Here is a 15,577-nt window from a genome sequence, read left to right as displayed (position 1 = left end):
AGTTCCTGGAGGGAAGGGCGTTTTTCTTGACGTTGGGTAAGGGCGGCCTCGGCCGGCCGTTCGGGCCGCGCGTGGCGGTCGGAAGAGCCGGACCGTGGATGCGGACGCTGTCCGTCATTTTTTGCCCCAAGCCAGCACGGTCTTGCATCCCGTGCTGAGCTAAGGGGAAATCTAACATGCTCTCGATATTCTAGTGCAAGTTAGAAATTATCCGATTGATTGCGTTGCCGTTAGGGGAGAGCTTGGCAGACCGGCAGTCGCTGGACGCAGAATCAAGCGCGCCGGGCGGAGGAGCGACCATTGTCGAGGGCGGGGGAACCCCTGACGCCGGCGGAGGACATCAGGCCTCTGGCGCAGAGCCAGAAGTCCCTGAGGAAGCGCGAGGCGATCCTGCGCGCCGCCATCGAGATCATCAACGCCAAGGGCTTCGCGGCCGCCACGATGACCGACATCGCCGCCGCGCTCGATCTGCGCGACGCGGCGCTCTACTACTACTTCCCCAACAAGCAGGCCCTGGCCTTCGCGGGCCACCATCAGTCGCTGGACCGGTTCGAGGCCATTCTGCTGGCGGTCGACGCCGCGGGCGGAACCGGCCTTTGCAAGCTTCGCCGCCTTTTCCGCGCGGTGCTGGACGACGCGGTCGACAATGGCCCGCAGCTCTATTTCGGCGACAACTCGTATCTGGACGACGTCCAGCGCGACGCGATCGAGACGCGCACCGCCGAGCTGCGCAAGGGCCTGGAGCGCTTCCTGGAAGAGGGCGTGGCCGACGGCACCATCGCCCCGTGCGAGCCGCCGCTGGTGGTGCAGCTCTTGGTCGGCATGCTGATCTGGCTGGTCAAGTGGACGCCGCAGACGCCGGGGCTGACCAATGAGCGGCTGCTGGAGGCGATCGAGGCGACGGCGCTGCGGGGGCTGGCGCGCGCTTAAAGCAATCCCAGCTCCGCCCGCGCCTTGCGCGTCAGCTTCGCCGCGATCAGGCCGTAGGCGGTCTTCACCCAGTCGGCGACCTCGTCCGCGTCGAGCGCGTCGAGGTCAGCGAAATGCACCCATTTGGCGCGGGCCAGGTAGGGGGCGGGCGCGGCTTGGCCGGACTCGGTCAAGACCTCGAACGCCACGTCCGAGGCCTTGAACGAAATCCCGCCCTGGCCGACGCCCTGACCGCGCACGGCGAACATCTTGCCGCCGACCTTGAAGACGTGATCGTCGCCCCACTGGATCGACAGGGTCGCGCCCGGCAGGGCCAGGCACGCCCGGTCGAAAGCCTCGGGGCTCATCAGGCCTCGACGCCGACACCGATCGGGCAGACGACGCCCGTGCCGCCGATGCCGCAATAGCCGTTAGGGTTCTTGGCCAGGTACTGCTGGTGGTAGTCCTCGGCGAAGTAGAACGGGCCGGCGGCGGCGATCTCGGTGGTGATCGGGCCCAGGCCCTTGGCCGACAGCGCCTGCTGGTAGGCTTCCTTGGACTCCACGGCCGCGGCGGCCTGGGCGTCGTTGGTCACATAGATGCCCGACCGATACTGGGTGCCGATGTCGCCGCCCTGGCGCATGCCCTGCGTCGGGTCGTGGTTCTCCCAGAAGGTCTTCAGCAGCGTTTCGTAGGTGATGACCTTGGGATCGAACACCACCAGCACGACCTCGGTGTGGCCGGTGCGGCCGGTGCAGACTTCCTCGTAGGTCGGGTTGGGCGTGATGCCCGCCGCATAGCCGGCGGCGGTCACATAGACGCCCGGAACCTTCCAGAACACGCGCTCGACGCCCCAGAAGCAGCCCATGGCGAAGATCGCCGTCTCCAGGCCGTCCGGATACGGGCCCTTCAGCGGATGTCCGTTGACGAAGTGCGTCTCCGCCGTCGGAATCGGTTCCGGGCGACCGGGCAGGGCCGTGTCGGCGGTGGGCATCTCGAGGGTTTTCTTCAGCGACAGCATGGCGGGCCTCTCGAAGGCTGGAATGTCTTGGGCCCCGATATAGGCGTTCGCGCGCCCGGTTTCACCCCGCGATGAAGAGGCGCGCTTTGTTCGCTTGCCCTGAGACGGTCCCTGAGTATATTGCGCGCCTTCCCGCGCCGGGGGTCTCAACCACCCCCGACTCGAATGCGCTGGTGAGGTGGCCGAGTGGTTGAAGGCGCACGCCTGGAACGCGTGTATAGGGGAAACTCTATCGAGGGTTCGAATCCCTCTCTCACCGCCACTCTTCCCCGATAAAATCAAAGAGTTATGTGGTTTGCGCCGTTCCGCGCCGGCTGACGTCCGTTCTAAGGACGCGACGCGGGCGCCGTGCTGGTCAAGACCGCCAGCTGGCGAGCGCTGGCTGTGACGTCTCCCTCGGCGGCCAAGGCGCGCGCCACGGCGGCCAGCTGGTCGCGCTGGGCGTCGAGCAGGTCGAGCATGGGGCGCTGTCCGACCCGCACCTCCTGGCGCAAGCTCTCGACGGCGCTGTTGGCCGCTTGAACCTGTTCCCGGGCGGCCGTCGCGGCGAGGCGACTGGCCTGAAGATCGCTCCAGGCGCCGATCACGGCCGTCTTGAGCGCGGCCCGCGAGGCGTCGCGCTCGGCTTCGGCGGCGCGGACGCCCGCGGCCGCCTCGGACTTGGCCGCCTGGACGCGTCCGCCGGAGAACAGGGTCCACCGTCCCTGCAAGCCGACCGTCACCGCGTCCGATCGATAGCCGGGAAAGAACTGGTCGCGCACCTGTTCGGCGCGGGCGGCCAGGCTGACGCTGGGCAGGCCTTGAGCGGCGGCGGCCGAGGCGGCTGCTCGCGCCGCGCGCACGCCAGCCTCGGCGGCCTTTAGGGCTGGGCTGACGGTCTCGGCGCGGGTCAAGGCTTCGTCGAGCGAGGGCAGGGCGCCGTCGTCGGGCGCCGGCTCCAGCGCCACCGGCTCGGCGCCGACCAGCGCGGCGTACTGGGCGCGGGCCACCGCGAGGGCCCCTTGCGCCTTCGCCACGCCCGCCCGCGCCTCGGCCTTGCGCGCGAGCGTCAGATCCAGGTCGCTGCGCGGAATCTCGCCTGCGTTGAAGCGCAGCGTCGCCTGCCGGGCCCCTTCTTCAAACGCCTTCGCCTGCGCCTGGCTCGCCTCGAAGAAGGTCTGGGCGGCGCGTACGCCGGCATAGGCGCGGGCAACGGCGACCTGCAGCTCATCGTCGGCCTGAATCAGGCGAGCCTGGGCCCCCGCCTGGCCGGCGCGCGCCTGGTCCACGCCAGCGGACAACGCGCCGCCGGCGTAAAGCGGTTGCGAAAGCTCCAGGCGGGCCGATCGCGGGTCCACGTTCGCGGCGGCGAAGCCGAAGAAGCCGCCCAGGTCGTTTCGGCCGCTCAGATACTCGCCAGCCAGGCCAACGCTTGGGAGCCGCGCGCCCTTGGCCGCGTCCAGACGGGCGTCGGCCGCCTCCGCTCGCGCCTTGGCGGCGCGGATCTGCGGATTGTAGGCGCGCGCCGCCGCGATGGCCTCTTCCAGCGTGGTCGCCTGGCCGAGGGACGGCGAGGCCAGCAGGGCGACGGCGGCGATCAGAGCGGCGCGGCGCATCAGCGGAACGCCGTCCCCGGTTTCACGCCCAGCTTCTTGAAGATCATCGCCGCCGGGCAGAAGCCCGTGAACGCGGCCTGGATCATGTTCAGCCCGGCGAAGATCGAGAGGCCAACCCAGTAGGGATGGACAATGCGCGCGAGCGCCAGTCCGAGCAGGACCACGAAGCCGGCGAAGGCCAGCACGGCGCGATCGAGGGTCATGGTGTGTTCCTTTCGCTATCAGACGGCGGCCTTGGCCGTGGCCAGGCTCACCCAATCGACAAGTTGGTCGGCGCTCATCAGGCCCGCCTTGCGGGCGATCAGGCGGCCATCCTGAAAGAGCAGCAGCGCCGGTATCCCTTGGACGGCGTACTGTGCGCAGGGGCCGGGATTGTCGTCGGCGTTGAGCTTCAACAGCCGCGCCCGAGCGCCAAGACGCGCGGCGGCCGCGGCGAACTGCGGGACCATCGCGCGACAGGGCCCGCACCAGGGGGCCCAGACATCGACGAGCACCGGGGCGCCTTTCGTCCCGGAGAGATGGCGGGCGAGCCCCTGGGCGTCGACGTCCAGCGGCGCGCTGGAAAAGACCTCGGCCTTGCAGAGCCCGCATCGGGCGGCGGCCGGGTCGCGATCCTCCGGAATGCGGTTGGACGCGCCACAGGCGGGGCAAGCGAACTGGCGCATCGCTAGGCGCCCTTGATCTTGTTGACGCCCAGGATGTCGAGGGCGAGCTTCTCGTAGAACGGCTCGCTTTCGCCGCGCTTGACCTTGCCCAGGAAGTATTTCTCGAAGCCGACCTTGGCCAGGTGGACCCACTTGCCGCTGGCCGACCAGTTGACGTTGCGCGGCGGGATCTGCGGCTGGGCGACGAAGGCCACGCCGCCGTCGCCGAAGTCGGCCAGGCAGATGGCGTTCCAGCTGGCCTCGTGGGTCGGCTCCTGCTCGTCCAGGATCTCTTTCAAGTTATGGGCGATGGCCGTGACCATGCTCTCGATCATGAAGCCGGTCTTGGGCACGCCCACCGGCACCGGCGTCTTGCCGGTCGGCGCGATGGCGACGCAGACGCCCAGCGCCATGATGTTGGGGAAGGTCGGATTGCACTGGTGCTTGTCGATCAGGATGAAGCCGCGCGGATTGACCAGCCCCTCGACGCCGCGCACGGCCTCGACGCCGCGGAAGGCGGGCAACATCATCGAGAAGCCGAACGGCAGGTCGTGCTGGGCGCGCACCGAACCGTCCTCTGCGATCTCCTCGACATGCATTAGGCCTTCGTCGACCGAGGCGACCTTGGCGTTGGTCACCCACTTGATGTGACGCTGGCGCAGCTCGCTTTCCAGTAAGCCCTTGGTGTCGCCGACGCCGTCCAGGCCCAGGTGGCCGATATAGGGCTCCGAGGTCACGAAGGTCATTGGGACCTTGTCGCGCACCTTGCGGCGGCGCAGCTCGGTGTCGAGGATCAGGGCGAATTCGTAGGCGGGGCCGAAGCACGAGGCGCCCTGCACCGCGCCGACGACGATCGGGCCGGGGTTCTGGCAGAATTTGTCGAAGGCGTCGGCGGCGGTCTCGGCGTGGGCCACGTGGCAGACGGATTGGGTGTGGCCGCCGTTCGGTCCCAGCCCGGGGATTTCGTCGAAGGCCAGCTCGGGGCCCGTGGCGATGACAAGATAGTCGTAGGCCAGGGCCTGACCATCGGCCAGATGCAGCGTGTTGGTCGCGGGATCCACCTTGCTGGCGCCGACGCCTGTGAAGGCGATGTCCTTCTTCTGGAAGACTGGCGGCAGCTTGACCTCGATCGCGTCGCGCGTGCGCCAGCGTACGGCGACCCAGGGGTTGGAGGGCACGAAGTGGAACGTGTCGCCCTGCGAGACGACATGGACATCGGCCTTCTTGCCGACGGCGAGCTTGATCTCGAAGGCGGCGATGGCGCCGCCCAGACCGGCTCCCAGAACGACGATGCGAGGCTTGGCCACCTGGCTTCTCCCTACTGGTTGATCCCGATCAGCTCGCTGGCCGGCCGGAGCGGCCAGGATGTCTGTCAACCGGCCACGCTTGACTTAATATTCCAATCTCCGCATATTAGCAATTGCGAATTTTTAGGGCGACGACGCCCCCCTTGCGACGGAGACGGCCATGTTCGGATCGAAGGTGAAGGACCTCACCCCCGCGGAAGTGAAGGCGGCGCTAGACGCGGGCCAGATCCTGCTGATCGACGTGCGTGAGCCCGCCGAGTTCGCGGCCGAGCGGATCCATGGCGCGCTGAATTTCCCGCTGTCGACCTTCGACCCGTCCGCGCTGCCGCTCGCCGATGACCGGCGCATCGTCATGCAGTGCGGCTCTGGCAAGCGCTCTGCGACCGCCATCGATCGCTGCCGGGCCGCCGGCCACAAGCTGGACAGCCATCTGGGCGGCGGAATCATGGCGTGGAAGGCTGCTGGCCTCCCCACTGTCAGCCTGGACGCCGCCAGCGGCCAAGTCCGCGATCGCGGCTGAAGAAAAAAGACCCTTGGGGGGACGACGATGACCGCAAAGCCACTCCTGATCGGCGCTCTTGGGCTGGCCGCGCTGCTCGGCGCGTGCGGCAAGGACGAGGCCTCGACCAAGCCCGCCGTGGTCATGGCGCCCGCCGCCGATCGCCTGACGGTCCGCGCGTCGGTCGTCGATGATCTCAAGCCGGTCCCCGCCACGCTGACGACGCGGGACATGGCCGAGGCGCGCGCCCGGATCCCCGGGACGATCGCGCGCCTGCTGGTGAAGGAAGGCGACGTCGTTCGCCAGGGTCAGACGATCGCCATCGTCCACGACGAGCGGATCGGCCTGCAGACCGGCGCATACGACGCCCAGGTCGCCGCCGCCGCCGCCCAGGCCGCCCAGGCCCAGGCCGATCTCGCCCGCACCCAGGACCTCTACGATCACGGCGTCTACGCCAAGGCCCGTCTGGATCAGGTGCAGGCCGCCGCCAAAGCCGCCAGCGCGGGGCTCGCCGCCGCGCGCGCCCAGGCGCGGGCCAGCGCCGAACTCGGCGTCCAGGGCGCGGTGCTGGCCCCCGCGGCCGGGCGCGTGCTGACCGCCGACGTGCCCGTGGGCTCGGTGGTCATGCCCGGACAGTCGATCGCCACGATCACCGCCGGACCGCCGGTCGTGCGCATAACCCTTCCCGAAGGCGAGGCCTCGGCGTTGAAGGCCGGCGGCAAGGTCCGCTTCGCCGCCGAGGATCTGGGCGGCGCGGTCGCGTCCGGACAGATCAGCCAGGTGTATCCCGCCGTGACCGGCGGCCAGATCGTGGCGGACGTCACCGCCGCCGACCTTCCCCAGGCGCTGATCGGGCGAAAGGTTCGGGCTTTCGTTTCGGTCGGCCAGCGCCAGGCGGTGGTTATCCCGCGTCGCTACGTGGTCACCCGTTTCGGCGTCGACTATGTCCGCCTGGTCGGCAAGGACGGCGCGGTCGCCGACAGCCCCGTCCAAACCACCGCCGCTTCTGACGCCGGCATGGTCGAAGTCCTGTCCGGCCTTCGGATCGGCGACGTCCTGACGCCGGCGGAGGCGGGGCGATGAATCTCGGGCTCTCCGGCCGCCTGACGAAGGCGACGATCCGCTCGCCGCTGACGCCCCTGATCCTGATGGCCGCGATCGCCGTCGGCCTGCTGGCGCTGTTCTCGATCCCCCGCGAGGAGGAGCCGCAAATCAGCGTGCCGATGGTCGACATCATGGTCGCCGCGCCTGGCCTGTCCGCGCCCGACGCCGTCGAGCTGGTCGGCAAGCCGCTGGAAGCGATCGTCAAGAGCGTCAACGACGTCGAGCACGTCTACGCCTTCGCCGACGACCACCAGGTGATGGTCACCGCGCGCTTCAAGGTCGGCGTCGACCCCGACGCGGCGGCCGTGCGCATCCACGAGAAGGTTCGCGCCAACTACGACCGGATTCCCGCCGGCATCCCCGAGCCGCTGATCCAGACGCGCGGCATCAACGACGTGCCAAGCCTGGTCCTGACCTTGTCGCCCAAGCCGGGCTATGAGAGCCGCTGGACCGACGATAGCCTGCGCGAGGTTGCCGGCAAGCTCAGGACCGAGGTCGCCAAGGTCGACGACGTGGGCCTGACCTTCATCGTCGGCGGCCGCCCCCGCGAGATCCGCGTTACGCCCGATCCCGCGCGCCTGGCCTTGCGCGGCGTCTCGATGGGCGCGCTGATGGACACCATCCGGCAGGCGACCCGCGCGTTCCCGGCCGGCGACGTGCGCAACGGCGGCGAGGCGGTCGCCGTCACCGCCGGGCGCGACCTGAAGAGCGCGGCCGAGATCGGCCTCTTGGCCCTGCCGTCGGCCAAGGGCGAGGCCGTCTATGTTCGCGACGTCGCCGATGTCGCCGAAGGCCCGCGCGAGGACCAGACCCAGGTCCGCCGCTACGCGCGCTTCGAGAACGGCTGGAGCGAGGCGCCGGCGGTCAGCCTGGCGATCGCCAAGCGCAAGGGCGCCAACGCGGTGGTCGTCTCCAAGGCCGTCCTGGATCGCGTCGAGGCCCTGAAGGGCTCGCTGCTGCCCGCGACGCTGAACGTCGACGTCACGCGCGACTACGGCGCGACCGCCAATGAAAAGGCCAATGAGCTCTTGTTCCACCTGGGGCTGGCGACGGTCTCGATCGTCGTGCTGATCGGCCTGGCGATCGGCTGGCGCGAGGCGGGCGTCACCGCGGTGGTCATTCCGACGACGATCCTGCTGACGCTCTTCGCCTCGAACCTGATGGGTTACACGATCAATCGCGTCAGCCTGTTCGCCCTGATCTTCTCGATCGGCATCCTGGTCGACGACGCCATCGTCATGATCGAGAACATCGCCCGCCATTGGGCGATGAACGACGGACGCGGCCGGATCGAGGCCGCCGTCGAGGCGGTGGCCGAGGTCGGCAATCCCACGGTCGTGGCGACGCTGACCGTCGTCTCCGCCCTGCTGCCGATGCTGTTCGTCTCGGGCCTGATGGGGCCCTACATGGCGCCGATCCCGGTCAACGCTTCGGCGGCCATGGTGTTCTCGTTCTTCGTGGCCGTGGTCATCGCCCCGTGGCTGATGGTCCGCCTCGCTCGCAAGACGCTGGAAGGCGTCGCGCACGGCCACGGTCATGACGACGAGGGTAAGCTGGGCGCGCTCTATCGCCGGGTCGCCGGCCGCGTGATCCGGGACCGCCGCTCGGCCTGGATGTTCCTGGGCGGGGTCGGCGTCGCCACCCTTCTGGCCTGCGTCATGTTCGCCACCAAGACGGTGACGGTGAAGCTGCTGCCGTTCGACAACAAGTCCGAGTTGCAGGTGGTGCTGGACATGCCGGAAGGCGCGTCGTTGGAGATCACCCAGCGCACCCTGGCCCAGGCGGCCGCGATCGCCGGGACCCTGCCGGAGACGGTCGCGATCGACTCCTACGCAGGCACGGCCTCGCCGTTCAACTTCAACGGCTTGGTTCGCCACTACTACCTGCGCGCCCGTCCCGAGCAGGGCGACCTGTCCGTGGCCCTGGCGCCGAAGGACGAGCGCAAGCGCTCGAGCCACGCCGTGGCTCTGGATCTGCGCGAGCGCCTGGCGCGGCTGGCCCTGCCGGCTGGCGCGGCCATCAAGGTCGTCGAGGCGCCGCCCGGACCGCCGGTCATGGCGACCCTGCTGGCCGAGATCTACGGTCCTGACGCCGCCACCCGCCGCGCGGTCGCCGAGCGCGTCAAGGCGACGTTCCACGCCGTTCCCTACATCGTCGACATCGACGACAGCTGGGGCGCCCCGCGTCCCACCCTGCGCCTGGTTCCCGATCGATCGCGCCTGGAGGCCCTGGGCGTCGCCGACCGCGACGTGCTCGACTCCATCGGCGCGGCGTTCGGCGGGCAGGTGGTCGGCTACGCCCATCGCGGCGAGGGCCGTGATCCGCTGGAGATCTCGGTCCGCCTGCCGCAAAGCGCCCGCACCTGGGGCGAGACCCTGGGCTCGACGCCTGTGGCGCGGGCCGCCAGCGGCCGCCTGGTCGAGCTGTCCGAAGTGGTCGACGCCAAGCGCGAGGCGGGGGCCACTCACGTCTTCCGCCGCGACGGTCGCGACGTCGACATGGTCATGGCCGAGCTGGCCGGGGCCTACGAGGCGCCGATCTACGGCATGATGGACGTCGACAAGCGCCTGCGCGACCTGGACTGGGGCGCGACGCCCAAGCCCGACATCCGCATGCACGGCCAGCCCGCCGACGAGAGCCGCCCGACCGTGCTGTGGGACGGCGAATGGGAGATCACCTGGGTGACCTTCCGCGATATGGGCGCGGCGTTCGGGGTGGCGATCCTGGGCATCTACGTCCTGGTCGTGGCGCAGTTCAAAAGCTTCCGCCTACCGTTGGTGATCCTGACGCCGATCCCGCTGACCCTGGTCGGCATCGTGCTGGGCCACATCCTGTTCCATGCGCCGTTCACCGCGACGTCGATGATCGGCTTCATCGCCCTGGCCGGGATCATCGTCCGCAACTCGATCCTGCTGGTCGACTTCATCCGCCACAGCGCCGAGGAGGGAAGGCCGCTGCGCGAAGTGCTGCTGACGGCCGGCGCGATCCGCTTCAAGCCGATCCTGCTGACCGCCCTGGCGGCGATGATCGGGGCGGCGGTGATCCTGACCGACCCGATCTTCCAGGGGCTGGCGATATCGCTGCTGTTTGGCCTGGCGTCCTCGACGGTGCTGACCGTCCTGGTCATTCCGGCGATCTATGTCGTGTTGCGCGACGCGGACGCTCCCGTGAAGCCGAAGGTCGCTTGATCCTCAAACCCATGTTTCTAAATTGGCTCCAATGACCGCTCCCGCCGTTTCCTGCCATTCGCCGTCCGACGTGGCCGACCTGCGCGCCTGCGCCAGCGACGCCGCGCGCCTGCTGAAGCTGCTGGCCAGCGAGCAGCGGCTGCTTCTGCTGTGCCGCCTGGCGGATGGCGAGGCCTCGGTCGGGGAGCTGTCGGAGCAGGCCGGCCTCGCCCAGTCGGCGACCTCGCAGCATCTGGCGAAGATGCGCGCCGAGGGCCTGGTCTCCACCCGGCGTGAGGCCCAGACGATCTACTACAGCCTGAGCGACCCCAACGCCGCGCGGGTGCTGGGGACGTTGTCGGACATCTACCGCACGACCGGCTGACCGTCAGAGCGCGGTGACGGCGCGCCAGGCCCGCCCTTCACGCCGAAGATCCCGCCGACCGCGCCGTCCACGAGCTCAAGGCCGACTACACGATCGGGTCGCTCCTTGCGCCCTACGACGTCTCGCCCGCCTTGACCCGTCAGCGCGCCGCGGCGGCTTCGCTACGGCGAACCCGGATGGCGGGCTGCGAGCCGATCTTCATCAGATAGCTGCCCATGGCGGCCTTGCGGATTTCCACGGTCTCGCCGGGCTTGGGCGGCTTGCCTAGGGTTCGGTCGTCGATCTGGCGCCAGACCGCGCCGTCTTCCAGGGTGACGACGAGGCCGCCTTGGGCGTCGGTGCGGGCGGTCTTGACGACGGCTTGCAGGGTGTCGGTCTCGGCCTTGTCGGCCCCGCGCTCCAGGATCGATAGGGTCGGAAGCTCCAGGCCGAACGCCTGACGCCGGGCGGCGCGGGCCTGCTGCTTATCGATGATGATGACCTCGCCGGTCTCCTGCGCCTTGGTGACCGATTGCGCCGCCTTGTCGTAGCAGGCCAGCCGCTCGCCGTCGGCCTTGATCGCGCTACAGGCCTTCAGCGCCTTGATCACGTCGGGCTCGGGCGCCGTCTGGGCCACAGCGCCGCCGGCCGTCAGGGCCAAGGCGAAGGCGATCGGGAGGGCAGGGCGGGTCATGATCATGTTTCCCATCAGCCGGCGTCCTTGCCGCCCAGAAGCCATCCGGTCAGCGACAGCCGCTTGGCCTCGGCGTAGCTGGCGACCTGCGCCACCGAGTGGGCGGTCGGCACCTTGAACAAGGTCAGCACATTGAAGCCGGGCGCGAGACCGCGAGCGACGTTTCCGTCCGCGTCGTGAAACAGCAGCTGACCGCCCCAGTCCGGCCGCCACCGTCGCGTGAAGCCCAGGGTGAAGGCGGCCAGGCGATGGTCCTTGCGATGGCTGTCGTCGTGGACCGTCAGGAAGTCGCCCGGGCGATAGTAGGACGCCTGGACCCGAACGCCGGTCACTTCGGGCGCGCCGATCACGCGACCGCCGAAATCCAGGAACGCGCGGCTCTCCAGGAACTCGGTCGCGCGATGGATCGGCGCCTCCGGCCCGCGGGGATATTCGTCCTGCAGGGCGTAGGACATGTGCACGAACGAGAACGTCTTCCCGGCGCGTCGGATCGCGCCTTGCAGGAACTGGCGAACCTGGGCCTCGCCGAATTTCTTGATGACGTCGGGGCTGATCACCAGGGTTTCGCCCGTCTCGTCCGGCGCGACGATGTTCCAGGTGAGCGGCTCCAGCGCGCCCGCCACGGCCTCGGCGTCTTCCGGCGCCAGGAACACCGGAATTTGGACGTGACCATCCCGCGCGAACCGCGCGGCGAACGTGTCGATCGGCAGATCGGAATTGATTCTAAGGGGCGGATGCAGGGCCATTCGAACTCGGAAACGCGACGCAAGGACGGCATCAATCTGCCGCAGCTATATTCAAGCGATGCTTCTTCTCCCAGCGCAACCGCTCGCTGTCTTTTTCAGCCTTAAATATGGGCGTCCAAAACAACTTCCGTCTAATCTTTAGGCTGCCCAGTGTATTGCAGGGCTGTGGTACCGTTACCGATGGTCATGGAACGGTGTTCTTAATGGAATTGGATCGCTTTCACATTGCTTCATTAGAGTTTCAATTGGTCGAAAATCGATATCAAGAGTGAAGCTTTATTGTGAATGGTTTTGATGAATATCAATAAATTCTGTCATGAACATTATGTAATGTTTCGAATTGGCAATGGGATCGTTGTGTCCATCTTGCTGAAATTGATGGGTTTTTATAACCTCAACGTCGCCTGCCGCGCGATAATGTGTCGCATTTGAGACACTGAGGCAGATTTCTTGCTTCAAGGGCTCGGGTCGCGGTTGACCCGACGCGGCGGACACCGCCTCCATGCCCCCAATGCCCAGTTCCTGGAGGGACGGGGGGGGAGCGCTCGCCATGGATCCGTGATGGCGGCGCCAAGTTTTTGGAGGTGGAATTGCTAGGTATTGTTAGCCGTCGAAAGAGCCTGCTGGCGTCTTCGATCCTTTGCGGCGTCATGCTGCCGGCCGTTGGCGCCTGGGCTCAGCAGACGACGGAAGAACCGGCTCAGGTCGAGGAAATCGTCGTCACCGGTTCGCGCATCGCGCGTCCCGATCTGACGTCCTCGAGCCCGATCGCCCAAGTTGGCGCGGCTGAACTGAAGCAGTCGGGCGTCGTTAACACCGAAAACCTGTTGAACACCCTGCCGCAAGCGGTCCCGGGCATCACCTCGACCGTCAACAACGGCAGCAACGGCACCGCTACCGTCAACCTGCGCGGCCTGGGCTCGAACCGCACCCTGGTGCTGGTCGATGGCAAGCGCCAGACCCCGACCACCCAGACCGGCACCGTCGACCTGAACCTGATCCCGCCGGCGCTGATCAAGCGCATCGACGTCGTGTCGGGCGGCGGCTCGGCCGTTTACGGTTCGGACGCGATCTCGGGCGTCGTCAACTTCACGCTGAAGACCGACTTCGAAGGCCTGGAATTCTCGACCGGCTATTCGAAGACCGACAACGGCGAGGCGCCGATCTACTCGGCCGACCTGACGATGGGCGCCAACTTCGCCGATCGTAAGGGCAACGTGGTTCTGAGCCTGGGCTACAACAAGCGTGAAGCCCTGACCCAAGGCCAGCGTGGCGGCATGCTGAGCACGGCCTGGGGCGACAACGCCACCAAGACCGGCTTCGTCCCCTCGGGTTCGGGCTCCAACGAGCCGGGCCGCGTCGATCCCTTCGTCTCGGGCAAGTTCGTCACCCTGCCGGGCGTCGCCAACAGCGCCGCCAACTCGGCCCTGTTCCTGACCGATGGCAACGTGCGCCTCTACAGCGGCGTCACCGACACCTACAACTTCGCCCCGGTCAACTACGTCCAGACGCCGCAAGAGCGCTTCTCGGTCACGTCGTTGGCCAACTATGAAATCAAGCCGGGCCTGCGCGCGTACGCTAAGGGCAACTTCGTCAACAGCCAGGTGACCACCCAGCTGGCTCCGACGCCCATCGGCAGCCGCACCTTCCGGTTCACGCTGGATAACAATCCGTTCCTGACGGCGGCCGCCAAGACCGCGCTGAACAGCCTCGGGTCGTCGACGGCCTACACGATCCCGGCGTCCAGCTCCTGGACCGCCGGCACGTTCACCGACGTCGATAGCGATGGCGATGGCCTGTACGACACCGTCACCGGCAGCTTCAACCGCCGCCTGACGGAAGTCGGCCCGCGGATCTCGAAGTTCAACTTCTACGGCTACCAGATGCAACTGGGCCTGAAGGGCGACATCGACGCCATCAACGGCGGCTTCGACCTTTACTACCAGTACGGCAACACCCACGGCACCAACACGCTGCTGGGCGACACCAGCCTGGCCCGCATCCAGCAGGCTCTGCTGCTGAACGCGGCCGGCACCGGCTGCGCCGACCCGTCGAACGGCTGCGTGCCGATCAACCTGTTCGGCCAAGGCAACATCTCGAAGGCCGCCGCCGAGTTCATCAAGACCCGCATCACCGCCGCTCAGGACTACGAGCAGCAGTACGGCGGCTTCACGATCAACGGCGACACCCAGAACTGGTTCTCGCTGCCGGCCGGCCCGATCGGCTTCGCCTTCGGCGGCGAATACCGCGCTGAAGAGTTCGACTACAGCCCCAGCCAGGATCTGGCGGCGGGCAACGTCACCGGCTTCAACGCCAGCCCGCCCGTCAAGGGCCGCTTCGATGTCTACGAAGCGTACGGCGAACTGCTGGTTCCGATCCTGAAGGACCTGCCGTTCGTCAAGTCTCTGGACCTGGAACTGGCCGGCCGTACGTCGGACTACACCGGCCAGCCGCACCCGGTGAAGACCTACAAGGTCGCCGGCTCGTGGAAGGTCTATGACGATCTGATGCTGCGCGCCTCGTACAACAAGGCGATCCGCGCTCCGTCGATCGGCGACCTGTACGCGCCGCAATCGAACGGCTTCCCGACCGCCACCGACCCCTGCTCGGCCCGTGGCGCGCCGACCGCCGCGATCCGTCAGGCCTGTATCAACTCGGGCGTCGCCTCGAGCGTCGTGGGCCTGATCAACGCCAACCAGCAGACCCAGACCCTGTCGGGCGGCAACCCGAACCTGCGTCCTGAAGCGGGCAAGACGTTCACGGCGGGCTTCACCTACCAGCCGTCGTGGCTGTCGGGCTTCTCGCTGACCGCCGACTACTTCGACATCAAGATCACCGATGCGATCGCCAGCTTCGGCGGCAGCGCCTCGAACGTGATGAACGTTTGCTACGGCTCGCTGGTCAACGGCAACCCGAACTCGCCGTACTGCCAGGCCATCAAGCGCCTGCCCAACGGTTCGATCGACTACGTCTCGCTGACCGCGCAGAACGTCGCCTCGATCAAGACCTCGGGCCTGGACATCAGCGTCACCTACCGCACCACGCTCGAAAAGCTGGGTCTGCCGGACTGGGGTTCGCTGGCGTTCCGCTCGCTCTACACCAACACGTGGGAGTGGACGAACACGCCGGACGAGATCTCCGCGCCGGTCAAGTGCGCCGACAAGTTCGGCACGCGCTGCGGCAACCCGACCCCGCGCCACAAGCTGCGTAGCACGGTGAACTGGACCATGAACCAGTTCGGCGTGAACGTGGTCTGGAACCACATCGACGACGTGCTGGATGACAACCCCGCCAGCACCTACACGGTCGAGCGTATCGGCGCGAAGAACTACATCGACCTGTCGGGCGACTGGAATGTCACCGACAGCCTGGCCTTCACGGCCGGCGTGCGCAACCTGACCCAGGAAGCCTATCCGATCCTGGGCGGCAACGCCTCGCCGTCGAACAGCGGTTACCCCGCGACCTACGACGTGCTGGGCCGGACGTTCTTCCTGAACGCCCGTCTGCGCTACTGATCCAGGCTTGAA

At 67.7% G+C, this 15,577-nt stretch carries 14 protein-coding genes and 1 tRNA gene; 7 read left to right on the top strand and 8 right to left on the bottom strand.

Features of this window, described 5'->3' with window-relative positions; all coding sequences use genetic code 11:
- The first annotated feature begins 300 nt into the window (after window positions 1-300).
- On the top strand, window positions 301-930 hold the full coding sequence (locus tag CSW60_RS06170) for a TetR/AcrR family transcriptional regulator (RefSeq protein WP_099536400.1): 630 nt from the start codon (window positions 301-303) through the stop codon (window positions 928-930).
- Here the strand turns inward: CSW60_RS06170 and CSW60_RS06165 are convergent.
- Window positions 927-1,277, bottom strand: a complete 351-nt coding sequence (locus CSW60_RS06165) for an MmcQ/YjbR family DNA-binding protein (RefSeq protein ID WP_099536399.1) — start codon at window positions 1,275-1,277, stop codon at window positions 927-929. The two genes, CSW60_RS06170 and CSW60_RS06165, sit on opposite strands and share 4 nt — an antisense overlap.
- On the bottom strand, window positions 1,277-1,930 hold the full coding sequence (gene msrA / locus CSW60_RS06160; RefSeq protein WP_099536398.1) for a peptide-methionine (S)-S-oxide reductase MsrA: 654 nt from the start codon (window positions 1,928-1,930) through the stop codon (window positions 1,277-1,279). Before msrA ends, CSW60_RS06165 begins: the two co-directional genes overlap by 1 nt.
- A 172-nt stretch (window positions 1,931-2,102) precedes the next feature.
- Here msrA and CSW60_RS06155 point away from each other — a divergent pair.
- Window positions 2,103-2,192, top strand: a tRNA-Ser gene (locus CSW60_RS06155).
- 64 nt (window positions 2,193-2,256) lie between these two features.
- Here the strand turns inward: CSW60_RS06155 and CSW60_RS06150 are convergent.
- The 4 genes from CSW60_RS06150 to CSW60_RS06135 are packed head-to-tail and all read right to left on the bottom strand — an operon-like array spanning window position 2,257 to window position 5,476.
- Complete coding sequence (locus tag CSW60_RS06150; RefSeq protein WP_099536397.1) at window positions 2,257-3,525, bottom strand: TolC family outer membrane protein; 1,269 nt, start codon at window positions 3,523-3,525, stop codon at window positions 2,257-2,259.
- Window positions 3,525-3,728, bottom strand: coding sequence for a DUF2892 domain-containing protein (locus CSW60_RS06145; protein WP_099536396.1), 204 nt, complete (start codon window positions 3,726-3,728; stop codon window positions 3,525-3,527). Before CSW60_RS06145 ends, CSW60_RS06150 begins: the two co-directional genes overlap by 1 nt.
- A gap of 18 nt (window positions 3,729-3,746) precedes the next feature.
- A complete protein-coding gene (locus tag CSW60_RS06140; protein ID WP_099536395.1) occupies window positions 3,747-4,190 on the bottom strand; it encodes a co-chaperone YbbN in 444 nt (147 codons plus the stop codon).
- 2 nt (window positions 4,191-4,192) lie between these two features.
- Window positions 4,193-5,476, bottom strand: a complete 1,284-nt coding sequence (locus CSW60_RS06135) for an NAD(P)/FAD-dependent oxidoreductase (RefSeq protein WP_099536394.1) — start codon at window positions 5,474-5,476, stop codon at window positions 4,193-4,195.
- 160 nt (window positions 5,477-5,636) lie between these two features.
- Between CSW60_RS06135 and CSW60_RS06130 the strand changes: the two genes are divergently transcribed.
- The 4 genes from CSW60_RS06130 to CSW60_RS06115 are packed head-to-tail and all read left to right on the top strand — an operon-like array spanning window position 5,637 to window position 10,631.
- A complete protein-coding gene (locus CSW60_RS06130; RefSeq protein WP_099536393.1) occupies window positions 5,637-5,996 on the top strand; it encodes a rhodanese-like domain-containing protein in 360 nt (119 codons plus the stop codon).
- Window positions 5,997-6,023: 27 nt separating this feature from the next.
- Window positions 6,024-7,058, top strand: coding sequence for an efflux RND transporter periplasmic adaptor subunit (locus CSW60_RS06125; protein WP_099536392.1), 1,035 nt, complete (start codon window positions 6,024-6,026; stop codon window positions 7,056-7,058).
- Window positions 7,055-10,267, top strand: coding sequence for an efflux RND transporter permease subunit (locus CSW60_RS06120; RefSeq protein ID WP_099536391.1), 3,213 nt, complete (start codon window positions 7,055-7,057; stop codon window positions 10,265-10,267). The genes CSW60_RS06125 and CSW60_RS06120 overlap by 4 nt, the downstream gene beginning before the upstream one ends.
- A 31-nt stretch (window positions 10,268-10,298) precedes the next feature.
- Entirely contained in the window at window positions 10,299-10,631 is a 333-nt protein-coding gene (locus CSW60_RS06115) for a helix-turn-helix transcriptional regulator (protein WP_099536390.1), read from the top strand.
- Window positions 10,632-10,770: 139 nt separating this feature from the next.
- Here CSW60_RS06115 and CSW60_RS06110 read toward each other — a convergent pair whose 3' ends face one another.
- Window positions 10,771-11,319 (bottom strand): hypothetical protein, encoded by a 549-nt coding sequence (locus CSW60_RS06110; RefSeq protein WP_099536389.1) that lies wholly within the window; start codon window positions 11,317-11,319, stop codon window positions 10,771-10,773.
- Window positions 11,319-12,050: a 2OG-Fe(II) oxygenase family protein gene (locus CSW60_RS06105; RefSeq protein WP_099536388.1), complete on the bottom strand. Its 732-nt coding sequence runs from the start codon at window positions 12,048-12,050 to the stop codon at window positions 11,319-11,321. The genes CSW60_RS06110 and CSW60_RS06105 overlap by 1 nt, the downstream gene beginning before the upstream one ends.
- Window positions 12,051-12,640: 590 nt before the next feature.
- Here CSW60_RS06105 and CSW60_RS06100 point away from each other — a divergent pair.
- Window positions 12,641-15,565, top strand: a complete 2,925-nt coding sequence (locus tag CSW60_RS06100; protein WP_099536387.1) for a TonB-dependent receptor domain-containing protein — start codon at window positions 12,641-12,643, stop codon at window positions 15,563-15,565.
- The last annotated feature ends 12 nt before the right edge of the window (window positions 15,566-15,577 follow it).

This window comes from Caulobacter sp. X (genome assembly GCF_002742635.1).
Classification (GTDB): Bacteria; Pseudomonadota; Alphaproteobacteria; order Caulobacterales; family Caulobacteraceae; genus Caulobacter.
Note: the sequence above shows the minus strand (reverse complement) of the source record. Positions and strands in the feature narration are given on the sequence as shown.

Bases quoted from the DNA above. Each gene is read 5' to 3' on its own strand.
- CSW60_RS06120 (WP_099536391.1), top strand. From the start codon at position 7,055: ATGAATCTCGGGCTCTCCGGCCGCCTGACGAAGGCGACGATCCGCTCG.
- CSW60_RS06150 (WP_099536397.1), bottom strand. From the start codon at position 3,525: ATGCGCCGCGCCGCTCTGATCGCCGCCGTCGCCCTGCTGGCCTCGCCG.
- CSW60_RS06115 (WP_099536390.1), top strand. From the start codon at position 10,299: ATGACCGCTCCCGCCGTTTCCTGCCATTCGCCGTCCGACGTGGCCGAC.
- CSW60_RS06105 (WP_099536388.1), bottom strand. From the start codon at position 12,050: ATGGCCCTGCATCCGCCCCTTAGAATCAATTCCGATCTGCCGATCGAC.
- CSW60_RS06130 (WP_099536393.1), top strand. From the start codon at position 5,637: ATGTTCGGATCGAAGGTGAAGGACCTCACCCCCGCGGAAGTGAAGGCG.
- CSW60_RS06165 (WP_099536399.1), bottom strand. From the start codon at position 1,277: ATGAGCCCCGAGGCTTTCGACCGGGCGTGCCTGGCCCTGCCGGGCGCG.
- CSW60_RS06140 (WP_099536395.1), bottom strand. From the start codon at position 4,190: ATGCGCCAGTTCGCTTGCCCCGCCTGTGGCGCGTCCAACCGCATTCCG.
- CSW60_RS06145 (WP_099536396.1), bottom strand. From the start codon at position 3,728: ATGACCCTCGATCGCGCCGTGCTGGCCTTCGCCGGCTTCGTGGTCCTG.
- CSW60_RS06110 (WP_099536389.1), bottom strand. From the start codon at position 11,319: ATGGGAAACATGATCATGACCCGCCCTGCCCTCCCGATCGCCTTCGCC.
- msrA (WP_099536398.1), bottom strand. From the start codon at position 1,930: ATGCTGTCGCTGAAGAAAACCCTCGAGATGCCCACCGCCGACACGGCC.
- CSW60_RS06125 (WP_099536392.1), top strand. From the start codon at position 6,024: ATGACCGCAAAGCCACTCCTGATCGGCGCTCTTGGGCTGGCCGCGCTG.